General features: G+C 69.8%; 14 protein-coding genes and 1 tRNA gene. 7 read left to right on the forward strand and 8 right to left on the reverse strand.

Annotation, left to right across the window (positions count from 1 at the left end; translation table 11 throughout):
• The first annotated feature begins 161 nt into the window (after nucleotides 1-161).
• Nucleotides 162-329, forward strand: coding sequence for a hypothetical protein (locus AB0K37_RS22325; RefSeq protein WP_363984036.1), 168 nt, complete (start codon nucleotides 162-164; stop codon nucleotides 327-329).
• A 4-nt stretch (nucleotides 330-333) separates the two neighbouring features.
• Here AB0K37_RS22325 and AB0K37_RS22330 read toward each other — a convergent pair whose 3' ends face one another.
• A complete protein-coding gene (locus AB0K37_RS22330; protein ID WP_363984038.1) occupies nucleotides 334-1,875 on the reverse strand; it encodes a 3-hydroxyacyl-CoA dehydrogenase in 1,542 nt (513 codons plus the stop codon).
• 161 nt (nucleotides 1,876-2,036) lie between these two features.
• Between AB0K37_RS22330 and AB0K37_RS22335 the strand changes: the two genes are divergently transcribed.
• Both AB0K37_RS22335 and AB0K37_RS22340 read left to right on the forward strand, forming a co-directional pair.
• Nucleotides 2,037-3,245: an acetyl-CoA C-acetyltransferase gene (locus AB0K37_RS22335; protein ID WP_363984040.1), complete on the forward strand. Its 1,209-nt coding sequence runs from the start codon at nucleotides 2,037-2,039 to the stop codon at nucleotides 3,243-3,245.
• Between the two features lie 79 nt (nucleotides 3,246-3,324).
• On the forward strand, nucleotides 3,325-4,068 hold the full coding sequence (locus tag AB0K37_RS22340; RefSeq protein WP_363984042.1) for a hypothetical protein: 744 nt from the start codon (nucleotides 3,325-3,327) through the stop codon (nucleotides 4,066-4,068).
• Here the strand turns inward: AB0K37_RS22340 and AB0K37_RS22345 are convergent.
• Nucleotides 4,065-4,664 (reverse strand): TIGR03086 family metal-binding protein, encoded by a 600-nt coding sequence (locus tag AB0K37_RS22345; protein ID WP_363984044.1) that lies wholly within the window; start codon nucleotides 4,662-4,664, stop codon nucleotides 4,065-4,067. The genes AB0K37_RS22340 and AB0K37_RS22345 overlap by 4 nt on opposite strands.
• Nucleotides 4,665-4,937: 273 nt before the next feature.
• Between AB0K37_RS22345 and AB0K37_RS22350 the strand changes: the two genes are divergently transcribed.
• On the forward strand, nucleotides 4,938-7,085 hold the full coding sequence (locus AB0K37_RS22350) for a (Fe-S)-binding protein (RefSeq protein ID WP_363984046.1): 2,148 nt from the start codon (nucleotides 4,938-4,940) through the stop codon (nucleotides 7,083-7,085).
• Nucleotides 7,086-7,206: 121 nt separating this feature from the next.
• On the forward strand, nucleotides 7,207-7,944 hold the full coding sequence (locus AB0K37_RS22355) for a ZIP family metal transporter (RefSeq protein ID WP_363984048.1): 738 nt from the start codon (nucleotides 7,207-7,209) through the stop codon (nucleotides 7,942-7,944).
• Between the two features lie 52 nt (nucleotides 7,945-7,996).
• On the opposite strand, the gene AB0K37_RS22360 is transcribed toward AB0K37_RS22355, so the two are convergent.
• The 4 genes from AB0K37_RS22360 to dcd all read right to left on the reverse strand — a co-directional run bounded on the left by AB0K37_RS22360 (nucleotide 7,997) and on the right by dcd (nucleotide 11,841).
• Complete coding sequence (locus AB0K37_RS22360) at nucleotides 7,997-8,881, reverse strand: glycine betaine ABC transporter substrate-binding protein (protein WP_363984050.1); 885 nt, start codon at nucleotides 8,879-8,881, stop codon at nucleotides 7,997-7,999.
• A gap of 48 nt (nucleotides 8,882-8,929) precedes the next feature.
• Complete coding sequence (locus AB0K37_RS22365; protein WP_363984052.1) at nucleotides 8,930-9,856, reverse strand: ABC transporter permease subunit; 927 nt, start codon at nucleotides 9,854-9,856, stop codon at nucleotides 8,930-8,932.
• Entirely contained in the window at nucleotides 9,849-11,093 is a 1,245-nt protein-coding gene (locus AB0K37_RS22370) for a glycine betaine/L-proline ABC transporter ATP-binding protein (protein ID WP_363984054.1), read from the reverse strand. The genes AB0K37_RS22365 and AB0K37_RS22370 overlap by 8 nt, the downstream gene beginning before the upstream one ends.
• A gap of 172 nt (nucleotides 11,094-11,265) precedes the next feature.
• Nucleotides 11,266-11,841, reverse strand: a complete 576-nt coding sequence (dcd, locus tag AB0K37_RS22375; protein WP_363984056.1) for a dCTP deaminase — start codon at nucleotides 11,839-11,841, stop codon at nucleotides 11,266-11,268.
• A gap of 82 nt (nucleotides 11,842-11,923) precedes the next feature.
• On the opposite strand from dcd, the gene AB0K37_RS22380 reads away from it, so the two are divergent.
• Nucleotides 11,924-11,994 (forward strand) — tRNA-Gly (locus AB0K37_RS22380).
• Between the two features lie 93 nt (nucleotides 11,995-12,087).
• Here AB0K37_RS22380 and AB0K37_RS22385 read toward each other — a convergent pair.
• Nucleotides 12,088-12,342, reverse strand: coding sequence for a hypothetical protein (locus tag AB0K37_RS22385; RefSeq protein WP_363984058.1), 255 nt, complete (start codon nucleotides 12,340-12,342; stop codon nucleotides 12,088-12,090).
• A 33-nt stretch (nucleotides 12,343-12,375) separates the two neighbouring features.
• Complete coding sequence (locus AB0K37_RS22390; RefSeq protein ID WP_363984060.1) at nucleotides 12,376-12,864, reverse strand: hypothetical protein; 489 nt, start codon at nucleotides 12,862-12,864, stop codon at nucleotides 12,376-12,378.
• Nucleotides 12,865-13,142: 278 nt separating this feature from the next.
• On the opposite strand from AB0K37_RS22390, the gene AB0K37_RS22395 reads away from it, so the two are divergent.
• A complete protein-coding gene (locus AB0K37_RS22395; protein WP_363984062.1) occupies nucleotides 13,143-13,592 on the forward strand; it encodes a hypothetical protein in 450 nt (149 codons plus the stop codon).
• Nucleotides 13,593-14,635: the final 1,043 nt, after the last annotated feature.

Genomic DNA, 14,635 nt, shown 5'->3' on the forward strand with positions numbered 1-14,635 from the left:
CACACTCTTTCCCTACCCTTCGCTCTTCCGATCGGCCGCCTCGTTCGCCGCGTGCGGCGCGATGCTGGCCGCCGCCCTGTTCGCCGCTTTCGTCGTGCGCGCCCGCCGCCCCGCGGCCGCGCCCGCCGGGAAGGTCGCCGAGCCCGCGTGACGAGCGGCTGGTGATCGACCCGGTGAGCGGGCGGCTCCTCGCCCAGGAGTCCGTGCTGGTGAAGCCCGGCAAGGCGTGGCGCGGCGCCAAGCCCGGCACGGTCCTGTCCTACAGCGCGCTCGTGTCCTACGGCTGGACCGACGAGGTCCCCGCCTACCCCGTCGAGCCGACCGGCTGAGGCGCTAGGCGAGCAGGTCGGACGGGGCGGTGCCCGCCTCGGTGAGCGGCAGGCCGAGCGCCACGCGCTCGGCCAGCCAGCCGCTCGGACGGTAACGCGGGTCGCCGGTCGCCTCGTGCATCTGCTCCAGGACGTCGAGGACGCGCTCGGCGCCCACGTGGTCGCCCCACTCCAGCGGGCCGCGCGGGTAGCCGAGCCCCAGCCGGACGGCGGTGTCGATGTCGGCGGGACTGGCCAGCCGCTGCTCGGCGATGCCGCAGCCCACGTTGACGATCGACGCCAGCAGCCGCGGCGCGACGGCGACGGGCGCGTCCCGCACGACGGTCACCGGCCGGCCCGTGGCGAGGAGGGCGGCGAGCGCCGCGCGGCCCGCCTCCGGGTCGAGCGCGGGCTGCACGGTGAGGGTGATCCGGCCGAAGAACCCGAAGAACCCGTCGATCCCGAGAGTCCGCTCCCCGGGGAGGCCGTTGCCGACCTGGCTCGCGACGCTCATGTCCGTCGCGGCGTCGACCAGCAGGACGGCCTCCTCGGACGGCTCGTCACCCGCCTCGACCGCCACCCCGGCCTCGGACAGCAGCATTCCCAGCGTCTCGCGATGCTGCGGTTCCTGGAACCAGACGGGCCGGAAGTCGGTGGCCGGGGCGCCGGGCTCGGCGGGCTCCTGCTTCGAGCCGTCCACGTACTTGTAGAAGCCCTCGCCGGTCTTGCGTCCGAGAAGCCCGGCCTCCAGGCGCGCCCTGCCGATCCTGGACGGACGGAACCGCGGCTCGGTGTAGAAGCCCGTCCAGATGGACTCCATCACCGGGTGCGACACGTCCATCCCGGTCAGGTCCAGAAGTTCGCACGGCCCCATCTTCAGGCCGAGGACGTCCCGCGCGACGCGGTCGATGTCCACGGGCTCGGCGACGCCCTCGGAGAGGATCTGCAACGCCTCCGTCACCAGGCCGCGCCCAGCGTGGTTGACGAGGAACCCCGGCGCGTCAGGCGCGAGCACGGGAGTGTGACCGAGACGCCTCACGAGGTCGGCGAGCGCGTCCGGGATCCACTCGGCCGTGCGCGCCCCCGGAATCACCTCGACGAGCTTCATCAGCGGAACCGGATTGAAGAAGTGCAGCCCCGCCACCCGGGACGGGTCGTCCAGCGCGGCGGCGATCGCAGTCACCGGCAGCGAACTGGTGTTGGTCGCGAAGACGGTGTGCTCTGGGCAGACCTTCTCCAGGGACCTGAACAGTTCCCGCTTGGTCTCCATGTCCTCCCGGACGGCCTCCACGACGAGGTCGCAGTCCTGGAACGGGGTGAGCGGCTCGCCGACCGGCCGGAGCCGCCCCTTCGCCGCCTCCGCGTCGGCCGCCGTCATGCGGCCCTTCGCGGCGAGCCGGTCGAACATGGCCCCGACGTGCTCGGCCGCCTCCATCACGGCCTGCGTCCGGATGTCGGCCAGCTCCACCGTCAGCCCGCCCGCCGCGGCGAGCTGCGCGATCCCGCGCCCCATCGCCCCGGCACCGATCACCCGGATCGTCGCCGCCCGGCCCGCCCACTGCTCCACGTCGCCTCCCGCGCTCGCCCAGCCCTCTGGCCCACGTCCCGGTTCGCCACCGCCATGGGTACCCAGCATTCAACTCCACCGGGCGGAAGCCCGGACGCCGCCCTCCCGGCGACGGGCCGTACCCTGCGAAGTGCCCGCGACCCCGTCCCGAGGAGACCACCATGCGCGACGCGGTGATCTGCGAGCCGCTGCGGACCCCCATCGGCCGGTTCGGCGGAGCGCTCAGCGCCGTCACGGCCGCCGAGCTCGCCGCCGCCGTCGTCCGCGTCCTGGTCGAGCGGACCGGCCTGCCCGGGGACGCGGTCGACGAGGTGATCCTCGGGCACTGCTACCCCACCTCCGACGCCCCCGCCATCGGGCGCGTGGCCGCGCTGGACGCCGGGCTCCCCGTCACGGTCGGCGGCGCCCAGCTCGACCGGCGGTGCGGATCCGGGCTCCAGGCCGTCCTGAACGCCGCCATGCAGATCCAGACCGGTGTCAGCGATGTGGTCATCGCGGGCGGCGCGGAGAGCATGAGCGGCGCGCCGTTCTACACGACCGCGGCGCGCTGGGGCGTGCGCGGGCCGTCCCTCGAACTGCACGACGCGCTCGCGCGGGGACGCGTCACCGCCGGCGGCGTCCGCCATCCCGTCCCCGGCGGGATGCTGGAGACCGCCGAGAACCTGCGCCGCGAGTACGGAATCGGGCGCCGGGAGCAGGACGAGCTGGCCGCCCGGTCCCACGAGCGCGCGGTCGCCGCCCAGCGGTCGGGGGTCTTCGCGGAGGAGATCGTCCCGGTGACCGTCCGGTCGCGGAAGGGCGACACGGTCGTCGACACCGACGAGCACCCGCGTCCCGGCACCACGGTCGAGGGCCTGGCGGAGCTGCGTCCCGTCCTCGGCAAGGCGGACCCCGAGGCCACGGTGACGGCCGGCAACTCCAGCGGCCAGAACGACGCGGCCGCCGCCTGCGTGGTCACCACCCCCGAACGCGCCGCCGAACTGGGCCTGCGGCCCCTCGTCCGGCTCGTCTCCTGGGGCCGCGCCGGGGTGCCGCCCGAGACGATGGGCATCGGCCCTGTCCCCGCCACCGCCAAGGCCCTCGACGCCGCCGGCCTCACCCTCGCCGACATCGACCTCGTCGAGCTGAACGAGGCGTTCGCCGCGCAGGTCCTCGCCGTCACCCGCGAGTGGGGCCTGAAGGACGCCGACTGGGACCGCGTCAACGTGCACGGCTCCGGCATCTCCCTCGGGCACCCCGTCGGCGCGACCGGCGCCCGCATCCTCGCCACCCTCGCCCGCGAGATGGGCCGCCGCGGCGCCCGCTACGGCCTGGAGACCATGTGCATCGGCGGCGGCCAGGGCCTCGCCGCCGTCTTCGAACGCATCTGAACATCACGCGGGCTGTGCGAGATCTACAGCTGCGTCATCTGATCGAACACGCGGGCGGCCCGCGGCGTCTGAAGGGGGCATGAGCCCGAAGTGCGAACGGTGTGACGGCCCGCTGGTCCCGGTCGAGTACGGCATGCCCGTCGACGACACCCCGTACCAGCGTCACGAGCGCCGCGAGATCTACTACACCGGCGGCTGCATGGGCCCGCCCGCGCCCTGGTGGTGCTGGTCGTGCGAGCGGTTCGCCGACCCCGAGCCGCGGCCCTCGCGCTCGATGACCGTGGAGGGCTACCAGCTGTCCCTCCTCAACGAGATGCGCGGTGTCAGCCCGTCCCTCCCGGAACTGCCGGCGCCCTACGACGACCCACCGGAGGCCCTGGTGGAGGAGGCCGTCGAGTGGAGAAGCCCGGACCTGCTGAAGATCAAGGACATGGCGGTGATCCTGGGCGAGCCGGTCAGCGGCGGCCCCTCCCGGCACCGGTTCGCCCTCCCCCTCTGGCCCGACTTCTGGCTGGAGCACCAGAGCATGGACACCGACTTCTGGCTGGAGCCCGAGAGCATGGACACCGGGGTCGGCGGCTACGTCGTCGACAAGCGGTTCGTCCGCAGGTCGGGCGAGCCGATGCGGTCGGTCGACGACATGCGCCCCTGGGCGGTCCTGCGGACGGAGGCCGAGGCGTTCTTCGGCTGGGAGCCCACGCGGCATCCGAACATGTACTACCACGTCGTGCCGTTCGAGCTCGGCGGACGCCCGATGAAGGCCTACTTCGTCTACGACCTCCTCGTGGAGGTCTCGGAGGTCTCCGAGGCCTCGGAGGACTAGCCCCGCTCCGCCGTCCAGGACGGGTCGCGGCCGGTCATGGCGATGAGGCGGTCGAGCGCGGACGCGTCCGCGGCCACCTCGACGGCGGGGCCGAACAGGCCGGGGACGCCCTGGCCGCCGCTCTGCTCGACGGCCGGGGCGACGAAGCCCAGGCACGCCTCGATCTCGTCCGCCCCGGCGTCGTAGGGCCGGCCGAGGGCGCGGGAGACGTCCCATCCGTGCACGACCAGCTCGTTCATCGCGACGAGGCCGGCCTGGTCGCCGGGCAGGTCGATGCCGCCGGCCTGGGTCATGCCCTGCCACGCCTCCGGGGAGCGCCAGGCCGCGGCCAGCGCGTCGAGCCGCTCGGGGATGCGGGTGCGCCAGCCCGGGGCCAGCCGGGCGGCGTCGGCGGACGGCGGTTGCGACGGGCCTTCCGGGAAGTTCTTCGCCGCCGCCCAGGTGAAGGCCAGGACCAGGCCGTCCACGTGGTCGATGAGGGCGCCGAGCGGCATGCCGCCGTTGGGCGTGGGCCCCGCGAGCTGGGAGTCGCGCACGTCCGCGAGCAGGGCGGCCATCCGCCGGGCGGCGGGGCCGAGGTCGGGCGTCGAGGTCATCTGGGATCCTTCCGTTTCGCATACCGCTGGACGGGACGCCGGTGGACGCGCCCCGCTCCGTGATATGGACTCGGGAACCGCCGGATACTCATCGCTACGCGGGTAAGAACCAAGATCGAAGGTTTCGGCGGTCCGGACGTCGGCGCGGGCTGTTCTGACCAGGGGATGTGACGCGTAAGCTACTACCGAGTAGTATTCGGGCCCCGGATGGAGAGCAGTCCGACGCGAGCCCTACGCTGGCTGCCATCGCCCGTACCCCAGGAGGACGGAACAGTGTTCTGGATCACATTGGTCATCGGGCTCGCCGGAGCGGCGGTCGCGCTGGCGCTCGCCGGAAGGCGAGTGCTGTTCCTGTACGCGATCGCCAAGAGCGGGCAGCCCGATCCCCAGCGGACCCTTCAGGTCAGGCGTGAGCCCGCCAAGGCCGTCGAGGGCCAGGCCGTCGAGGTGCTCGGCCAGCGCAAGCTGCTGAAGTGGACCCTCGCCGGCGTCTCGCACGCCGCCGTCATGTGGGCGTTCATCCTGCTGATCACCGTCTACCTGGAGGCGGCCGTCGCGCTGCTGTTCGGGCTGGACGCCAAGATCCCCGGCCTGCAGACCTGGCCGCCGATCGGGTTCGTCCAGGACACGATCGCCCTCGCCTGCACCGCCGGCCTGATCGTCTTCACCGCGATCCGGATCAAGAACTCGCCCAAGCGCATCGGCCGCAGGTCCCGGTTCAAGGGCTCGCACCTGTCCGGCGCCTGGATGACGCTGTTCATGATCTTCAACGTGATCTGGACGATGTTCTTCTTCCGCGGCGTGGAGTGGGCCAGCGGCAACCTGCCCTACGGCAAGGGCGCCTACTTCTCCTACCTCGTCGGCCACCTGTTCGACGGGCTGGGCGACCACACGCTGGAGATCCTGGAGTCGGTCGGCCTGCTGCTGCACATCGCCGTCGCGCTGATCTTCCTGGTCTTCGTCGTCCACTCCAAGCACCTGCACATCTTCCTGGCGCCGCTGAACGTCATGTTCAAGCGCCGCCCCGACGGCCTCGGCGCCGCGCAGCCGATGATGTCGGGCGGCAAGCCGCTCGACTTCGAGGAGGCCGACCCCGACGAGGACGTCTTCGGCCGAGGCAAGATCGAGGACTTCACCTGGAAGGGCTTCCTCGACATGGCGACCTGCACCGAGTGCGGTCGCTGCCAGTCGCAGTGCCCCGCCTGGAACACCGGCAAGCCGCTGTCGCCCAAGATGCTCGTCCTGGAGCTGCGCGACCACGCCCTGGCCAAGGCGCCCTACTTCACCGCGTCGGAAGAGGCCCGCAACGGGTTCACCGACGAGCAGAAGCTCGCCATGGAGGTCGACAAGGCCCTCGTCGGCGACGACGGCGTCATCCACCCCGACGTCCTGTGGTCCTGCACCAACTGCGGTGCGTGCGTCGAGCAGTGCCCGGTCGACATCGAGCACATCGACCACATCCTGGACATGCGCCGCTTCCAGGTCATGATCGAGTCCTCGTTCCCCTCCGAGGCCGGCGTCATGCTGAAGAACCTGGAGAACAAGGGCAACCCGTGGGGCATGTCCGAGATGAAGCGCCTCGAATGGATCGAGGAGCTCGACTTCGAGGTCGACGTCGTCGACGACAAGGTCTCCGAGGACACCGAGTACCTCTTCTGGGTCGGCTGCGCCGGCGCCCTTGAGGACCGCGCCAAGAAGACCACCAAGGCCGTCGCCGAGCTCCTGCACATCGCGGGCGTCAAGTTCGCGGTCCTCGGCCCCATGGAGGCGTGCACCGGCGACCCGGCCCGCCGCCTCGGCATGGAGTTCGTCTTCCAGATGCTCGGCCAGCAGAACGTCGAGACGCTGAACGACGCGGGCGTCAAGAAGATCGTCGCGACCTGCCCGCACTGCTTCAACACCCTGGCCAACGAGTACCCGCAGATCGGCGGGAACTACGAGGTCGTCCACCACACCCAGCTGCTCGCGCACCTGGTCGAGGAGGGGAAGCTCACCCCGGTCACGCCGATCGAGGAGAACATCACCTACCACGACCCCTGCTTCCTCGGCCGCCACAACAAGGTCTACAAGCAGCCGCGCGACATCATGGCGACCGTCCCCGGCGTCCGGACGCAGGAGATGCACCGGCACAAGGACCGCGGCTTCTGCTGCGGCGCCGGCGGCGCCCGGATGTGGATGGAGGAGCGCATCGGCAAGCGGATCAACACCGAGCGCGTGGACGAGGCCCTGGAGACCAACCCCGACACCGTCTCCACCGCGTGCCCGTTCTGCCTGGTCATGCTGGGCGACGCCATCAACGAGAAGAAGAACGCGGGCGACGCCAAGGAGTCGCTGGAGGTCGTCGACGTCTCCCAGCTCCTGATCCGCTCCATCAAGGGCGAGGGCACCGCCCCCGAGAAGGAGGCGGTCGCCGCCGAATAGGGGCGCCTGCTGCGACGGCCCCGTTCCCGCTCAGGCGGGGGCGGGGCCGTCCCGCGCTCCGGAGGGCCGTTCCGCGCTCCGGCCGCGGTTGAGGGGGCGGGCTCGCTGGTAAGACCTGGGGATGGCCGTGCTCGTGTCCGTCCTCGCGTTCCTGATGACGCTCGCGGGCGGCCTCACCGCGATGCGGGTCCGCGACCACCGGCACCTCGTCCTCGGCCTCGCGGGCGGACTCATGCTCGGCGTCGTCGCGTTCGACCTGCTCCCCGAATCGCTGGAGCTCACCCGGCACCGCCCCTTCGGCGTCCCCGCCCCCATGATCGGCTTCGCGGCCGGGTTCGTGCTCCTGCACGTCGTCGAGCAGGCGGTGGCGGTCCACCGCGCCCACGAGGAGGAGTACGCCCCGCACGAGCACGTCCACGGCTCGGGCCCCGGCGGGCTGCTCGCCGCGTCCGCCCTCGTCCTGCACAGCCTGGTGGACGGCCTCAGCATCGGCTTCGGCTTCCAGACCGGCACCGAGACCGGCGTCTTCGTCGCGCTCGCCGTCGTCACCCACGACTTCGCGGACGGGTTCAACACCTTCACCGCCGCCTCGCTGTACCGCGGCGACCGGCGCCCCGCCGTCCTGCTGCTGCTCGCCGACGCCGCCGCCCCCGTCGCCGGGGCCGCCATCGGCATGCTGGCCACCGTCCCGGAGGCCGTCCTCGGCCCCTACCTCGGCGTCTTCGCCGGCGTCCTGCTGTACCTGGCCGCCGCCGAGATCCTGCCCGAGGCGCACAGCGTCCACCCGCGGGTCATGACCCTGGCCGCCACCGGGCTCGGGCTCCTCGCCGTGCTGCTCAGCGTCGGGCTCGCGAGCTGAGAGAAGGCCGCCCGGAAACCCGGACGGCCTTCTCCCTGGAACGTTCCCGGCGTCAGCCGGTCAGCGACGTGGCGTAGCTCTGGTTCGTCTTGAGCCACGCGTCGACGGCCTGGTCGGGCTTGCCCTTGTACTGGTTCTCCATGAGGTCCTCAAGGGAGCCGAGCTGCTTGTCGTCCATCCTGAACTTCTTCAGCCAGCCGGTGACCTCGGGCTGGTCCTTGCCGAAGTCCTCGCGGGCGACGGTGTGGATGCCGTCGGGCTTGCCCATCGCGCCCTTCGGGTCCTGCAGGTCGCGGATGGGGTACTTCGTGTACGCCCAGTGCGGGCGCCACAGCGTGACGACGATGTCCTTCTTGGCATCGACGGCCTTCTTCAGCTCGGTCAGCATCGCCGCCGTCGAGGACGTCGTCACCTCGTACTCGTCCTTCAGGCCGTACGCGGGGAGCATCTTCTCCTGCGACACCCGGTACAGGCCGGAGCTCTTCTCGATGCCGACGATCTTGCCGCCGTACGCGCCGCCCTTGCCCTTCAGGTCGTCGAGCGTCTTCAACGGGGAGTAGTTCGGCACGGCGATCGTCAGCGGCGCCGAGTCGTACCAGGTGCCGATCTTCTCCAGCTTGTCGCCGTACTGCTTCCAGTAGTCCTCGTGCGTGCCGGGCAGCCAGGCGTCCACGAACAGGTCGACGTCGCCCTTCGACATGCCCGCGTAGAGCGGCCCGGTGTCGAGGTTCTTGACCTCCACCTTGTAGCCCTTGTCGGTCAGGAGCCGCTTCCACAGGGCGGTGGCGGCCTCACCCTCGGCCCAACCCGAGACCACCCCGATGGTGATCTCCTTGTCCTTCCCACCCCCGGAGTCGGAGCCGCCGCACGCCGCGGCGCCCAGCCCGAGCGTCAGCGTCAGCGCGGCGACCGTCAGGCCCTTGAACTTGGAGCGCATGCCCATCCTTTCGTCGGCTTGCATGGTGAAGCAGGGGAGCGAGGGAGGTCAGCCGGACGTGCCCGCGGCGGAGGCCACGGCGACCGGGGCGGGCGCGGCGGCGCGGCGGCGCGTGAACAGCGCGCGCAGCATGCCCGGCCCCTCGCCCAGGGCGCCGGTCAGGCGGTCCAGGTAGATCGCGAGGACCACGACGGCGACGCCGCCCTCGAAGCCCTTGGCGACGTCCACCCGGTTGATGCCCTCCAGCACCTCGCCGCCGAGGCCGCCCGCCCCCACCATGCCGGCGATCACGACCATGGACAGCGACAGCATGATCAGCTGGTTGACCCCGGCCATGATCGACGGCATCGCGAGCGGGATCTGGATCCGGGTCAGGATCCGGCCCGGCGGCGTGCCGAACGCCTCGCCCGCCTCGACCATCTCCGGGTCCACGCCGCGGATGCCGAGCTCGGTCAGCCGCACCCCCGGCGGCATCGCGAAGATCACCGTCGCCACCACGCCGGGCACCGAGCCGATGCTGAAGAAGAAGATCGCCGGAATCAGGTACACGAACGCCGGCATCGTCTGCATGAAGTCCAGGACCGGCCGGACGATCCGGCTCACCACGTCGCTGCGGGCCGCAGCCACGCCGATCGGGATCGCCACCACGGTCGACACCACCGCCGACACCAGCACCAGGGCCAGCGAGTCCATCGCCGGCTCCCACAGCTCCATGCTGTCGACCAGCGCGAACCCGAGGACCGTGAACAGGCCGAGCCTCCAGCCGCTCAGCACCAGCGCGATCACGGCGAGCACCAGCGTCAGCCCCAGCGGCGGCAGGAAGTTCAGGACGCTCGTCAGCCCGTCCACCGACGCCTCGATCGCCGACCCGATCCCGTCGAACAGCCACGACAGGTTGTCGGTGCACCAGCTCACCAGGCCGTCGAACCACTCGCCGACCGGGACCCGGGGCAACTTCATCGCCGCGTCACTCATCGCCGCCCTCCTTCGTCAGCACCGGTTCCGGCTCCTCGGCCATCTCCTCCACATGGGAGTTGATCGCGCCGAGCGCCGCGAGCAGCGTCACCCGGGGGATCACGCCGAGCAGCGTCCCCTCCTCGTCCGCGACCGGCACCGGCAGGTCGCTCTCGGCCACCCGGACGAACAGGTCCGCGACCGGCGTGTCCGGCGCCACCGGCTCCGGCTCCTCGGGGTCGATCAGGCCGTCCAGCGTCTGGACGCCGTCCCGCACCGCGTCCGCGATCACCGTGGCGCGCACCCGTCCGACGAGCCTGCGGTCCCGCCCGACCACGAACGCCGCCGAGGTCTGCTGCTCGCGCATCGTCCTCAGGGCCGTCCGGGGCCCGGTCGACGCCGGCACCGTGACCAGCGGCTTCTCCATCACCGAGGCCGCCGTCAGCACCCTGGAGCGATCCACATCCGCGACGAACTGGGCGACATAGTCGTTGGCCGGGTCGGTGAGGATCTCCTCGGCCGTCCCGATCTGCACGATCCGGCCCTCCCGCATCACCGCGATGCGGTCGCCGATGCGCATGGCCTCGTTCAGGTCGTGGGTGATGAAGACGATCGTCTTGCCGAACCGGTTCTGCAGGTCCAGGAGCAGGTCCTGGACCTCCCGGCGGATCAGCGGGTCCAGAGCGCTGAACGCCTCGTCCATCAGGATGATGTCGGTCCCCGAAGCGAGCGCGCGGGCCAGCCCCACCCGCTGCTTCATCCCGCCCGACAACTCACCGGGAACCTTGTTCTCCCAGCCTTCGAGACCCACCAGGGCCAGGAACTCCCGGGCGGTCTTCTCTCGTTCCTCCCTGGGAACACCGCGGACCTCGAGCCCGTAGGCGGCATTGGCGAGAACCGTCCGATGGGGGAACAGCGCGAAGTGCTGGAAGACCATGCTGACCTTGTTCTGCCGAAGCGCCCGCAGCGCCTTCGGAGACAGCTTCGCGATGTCCTGGCCGTCGATCTCGACACTGCCGGACGTGACGCCGAGCAACCCGTTCAGCATCCGGATGAGGGTCGACTTCCCCGACCCCGACAGGCCCATGACCACGAAGATCTCGCCCTGCCGGACCTCGAACGTGGCGTCCACCACCGCCGGTGTGACCCCGAGCTCGCGGACCGCCGACAGATCGGCGCCCGCCCCGAGTTTCCGCTGAGCCTCCGCCGTCCTACGGCCGAAGAGTTTGGTGACGCTTTCCGCGCGGAGTACTGACACGATCTCCTTCCGGGTTCCCACGTCGATGCGCGGAAACGGGTCGCCTCGTCCGTCAGGCGCCCGGACCTCATCGGAAGAGGCTGTCAACCAGACGCCATACCTGTGCGTCGCCCGAAACTACCCGTCCAGAGAACATGTTTCATCTTTTGGTGACTTCCGTCACCCTGGGTGACTACACCTTCGTCCGGTGAAAGTTCTGGTACGACCGCGACGGCGTCGGCCCCCGCTGGTCCTGGTACCGCGACCCGTACTTCGCCGACCCGTAGGGGTACTCCGCCGGCGAGCTCGTCCGGAACAGGCACATCTGCCCGATCTTCATCCCGGGCCACAACTTGATCGGCAGCGTCGCCACGTTCGACAGCTCCAGCGTCACGTGCCCGGTGAACCCTGGATCGATCCACCCCGCGGTCGAGTGCGTGAGCAGCCCCAGTCGCCCCAGCGAGCTCTTCCCCTCCAGCCGGGCCGCGAGGTCCTCGGGCAGCCCGAACACCTCGTACGTCGAGGCCAGCACGAACTCCCCGGGATGCAGCACGAACGCCTCATCGGCGTCCACCTCCACCAGCCGCGTCAGATCCGGCTGCTCCACAGCGGGATCGATGTGCGGATAGCGGTGGTTCTCGAACACCCGGAAGTACCGGTCCAGCCGCACGTCCACACTGGACGGCTGAACCATGACCGGCTCGAACGGGTCGATCTTCACTCGCCCAGACTCAAGCTCGGCCCTGATGTCGCGATCGGAGAGCAGCACCCCAGAAAGCTATCCCACGCCACACCCCCACCGACGATCCGGTACAGTAACCAGGGCACGGGCACCCTCCAGGCAGCCCGACGCGGGTGTAGTTCAATGGTAGAACTTCAGCTTCCCAAGCTGACAGCGCGGGTTCGATTCCCGTCACCCGCTCGCATAACGAAGGCCCAGGTCAGGGAGTAGATCCCCGCCTGGGCCTTGATCGTTTTTGAGCCGTCTACAGGCCCTCGTGCCATTAGCGTGCCATTAGGTCACCGGCACCAGGGCGCCGGCTGAACCGTCGTCATCCTCGTCATCGTCCTGCGTCTGTTCGGCCTGGACGAGCGCATCGAAGCCGTCCGCGATGGCCCGATCAGCCTTGGCGGATCGGTGCTGATACCGCAGCGCCGCCCGCTCGTTGTCGTGGCCCATGCGCGCCATCAGGTTGCGCAGTGAGACGCCCATGTCCGCCGCAAGGGTGTTGCCGGTGTGTCGAAGGTCGTGGAAGTGCAGGTTCGGCACCCCCAAACGAGCTGACGACGTGGCTCCACCGGGTCAGCTTGTTGAAGCCGCTCCGCCGCAGCGGCCCCCCTTGATTCCGGTGAAGACGAGGGCATCAGCACCCGGCCGAACGTCCTTGTTCAGGTGGGCGACCAGGTGAGGAACGATCGCAGCCGGGACAGAGACGGTGCGCATCCCCGCTCGTGACTTGGTGGGGCCGAGGATCATCTCCCCGTTGGCCCGCTCGACGTAGGCGCCGCGTACCCGGACGGTGCGGTTCACGGGGTCGACATCGCAGCGGCGCAGCGCCGTGACCTCGCCCCATCGAAGGCTTGCGAATGCGGCGAGCAGAATCAGCGCCCGAAGCCGGTCGTCCTGGGCCACATCCGCGCGCCCCTCCTCAGCGAGTTTCCAGAGCGCCCGCTCAGCCTCCAGGCGCGTCCCGGAGGAGCCCGGGAACCGGCGCATGACGCCGTCTTTGACCTGGTAGCGCAGCCGGTACTCACCCGAGTCCAGTTTCCGGATGTTGCCGACCGGCCGCACGCCGACCGGTTCAGCCAGCTCGAAGACTGAGCAACCGTGAAGGTCGGGCGTTCGGACGCATCCTCGGCACCGGCCCCACGGACGCGGCACGGGTTCCGAGTGAGGCTCTTGTCCTCGTCGACCGCCGTCATGAGCACGCCCCGCAGAAGCCGGTACGCCTTCGTGCGCGAGGGTCGCCAAGGGCGCCGCGCCCGGCTCTGCGAGCCGGGCATGCGGCTTGTTCTGTCCGGTCCGTCTTGCAGTCCGGCCACGGCCGCCCAACTCTTACAGTTGGCGCCGTGACCTTCACCAGTGGATTGGAGGCTTACCAGGTGATCGGCAGAGATGACCCCCGACCGGAATGGATTACCCGGCTCGTCACGGAGTTGAGCACGCTTCTGCAGGAACAGATTACGCTTGCGGCGCCTTTGGATAAGTGTTTGCTGGACGACGAGGGATTCTCGTTCTCCTGCCCTATCCGTAGTTCGCCCCCGCAAGGCAACGGCTTCCAGTTGTGCTGGGAAGGAGTGCTGGGGATGGAGCCCATCAACGGGAAGCCTCACACGAGCGTTTCGCTCTTCCTGTACAGCAGGCACCAGCGACTCGGGATGATGGGCCATATGCAGGGCAGCGTTTTGGAGATCGAGTACAAGGGTTCGCTGGAACACGGCGGGCGATGGGGAACTCCCACATGGTTGCCGGACGAGTTTGGTGAGTACCTTGCGTACGACTCGTACAGCGATCGGTGAACGATCCCCACGCGCGCGGCCCAGGTCAGGGGATGGGTGAGGACGAATCTGGACGATCCTGATCTTGCTTGTAGACAGGTAGTCCGCGGCTCAGCCCTATGATCGCCACAGCTTGGCTGAGGTGGACTGCGTGGCTGGGGGCGATCGCTGCCGCCCGGCTTCCGCTGCTCGGTCCGTGGTCGGCCCTGCGCTCCGGGTCCGCTTGCCCCCGGATGATCGGGTGCTGTCGCCGTGCCGGTCAGGCCGAGGGTACGCAGGTCAGCAGCTATGGTGTCGTGCCATTGGGGCGGTCAGTGAGGGGTGCTGACGGTCACTTGCGGGACGGTTGAGTGCCAGGTCAGGGTAGGAGCGGCCGAGTTCGCACTGTTCCCAAGCTGACAGCGCGGGTTCGATACCCGTCACCCGCTCCACCACGAAGGCCCAGGCTAAGGAGTAGCTCCCCGCTTGGGCCTTGATCGTTTCCGAGCCGTCCCACTGGCCCTCATGTCATGAGCGTGCCACCAAGCAACGAGCCCCCGGAGCGTTGCGCGCCCGTGCTGCGGCATGTGTGTCGTCGAGAAGACCAACAGCCCGATAGATCCAGTTACGGAGACTTATCCAATCATTTGTGGGTGCGCGCCCCAGTTGGCTCCCGTAGCGCCAACGTCATCGGGGGCCTCGTCGAGGGCCCCGATGGATGAACAGGATTCGGCCCACCACTAGTAGAGCCACTATCACCACTACACCGATACCGATCAGGATTAGGTGGATTGCCTTGATGTAGTAGGCCACTGCGTAGGTCACGACGTCCGGGACCAGTGTCATCTCAACCACTGCTCCGCCATGCCCCGCGACACCCCTCATCACTCCCAATCGGTCACATACAGTGACGAATTTGACTCGACCCGTCACTCGCTTCGAACTTGGGTGGCCCTATACGAGTGGCCCCAGCTCATAGGCGGTTCCGTCCGCCCGGACTGGCGGGCGTCCAGGTCAAGGGCGGCGGCGCTTAGGCCGCTGCGCAGCCTCGCGCCAGGCCGCCCGGAGCGTGCGGCGTGGGCGCC

Origin of the sequence: Actinomadura sp. NPDC049753, assembly GCF_040674655.1 — a bacterium.
In the GTDB taxonomy this organism is placed as follows: Bacteria; Actinomycetota; Actinomycetes; order Streptosporangiales; family Streptosporangiaceae; genus Spirillospora; species Spirillospora verrucosospora.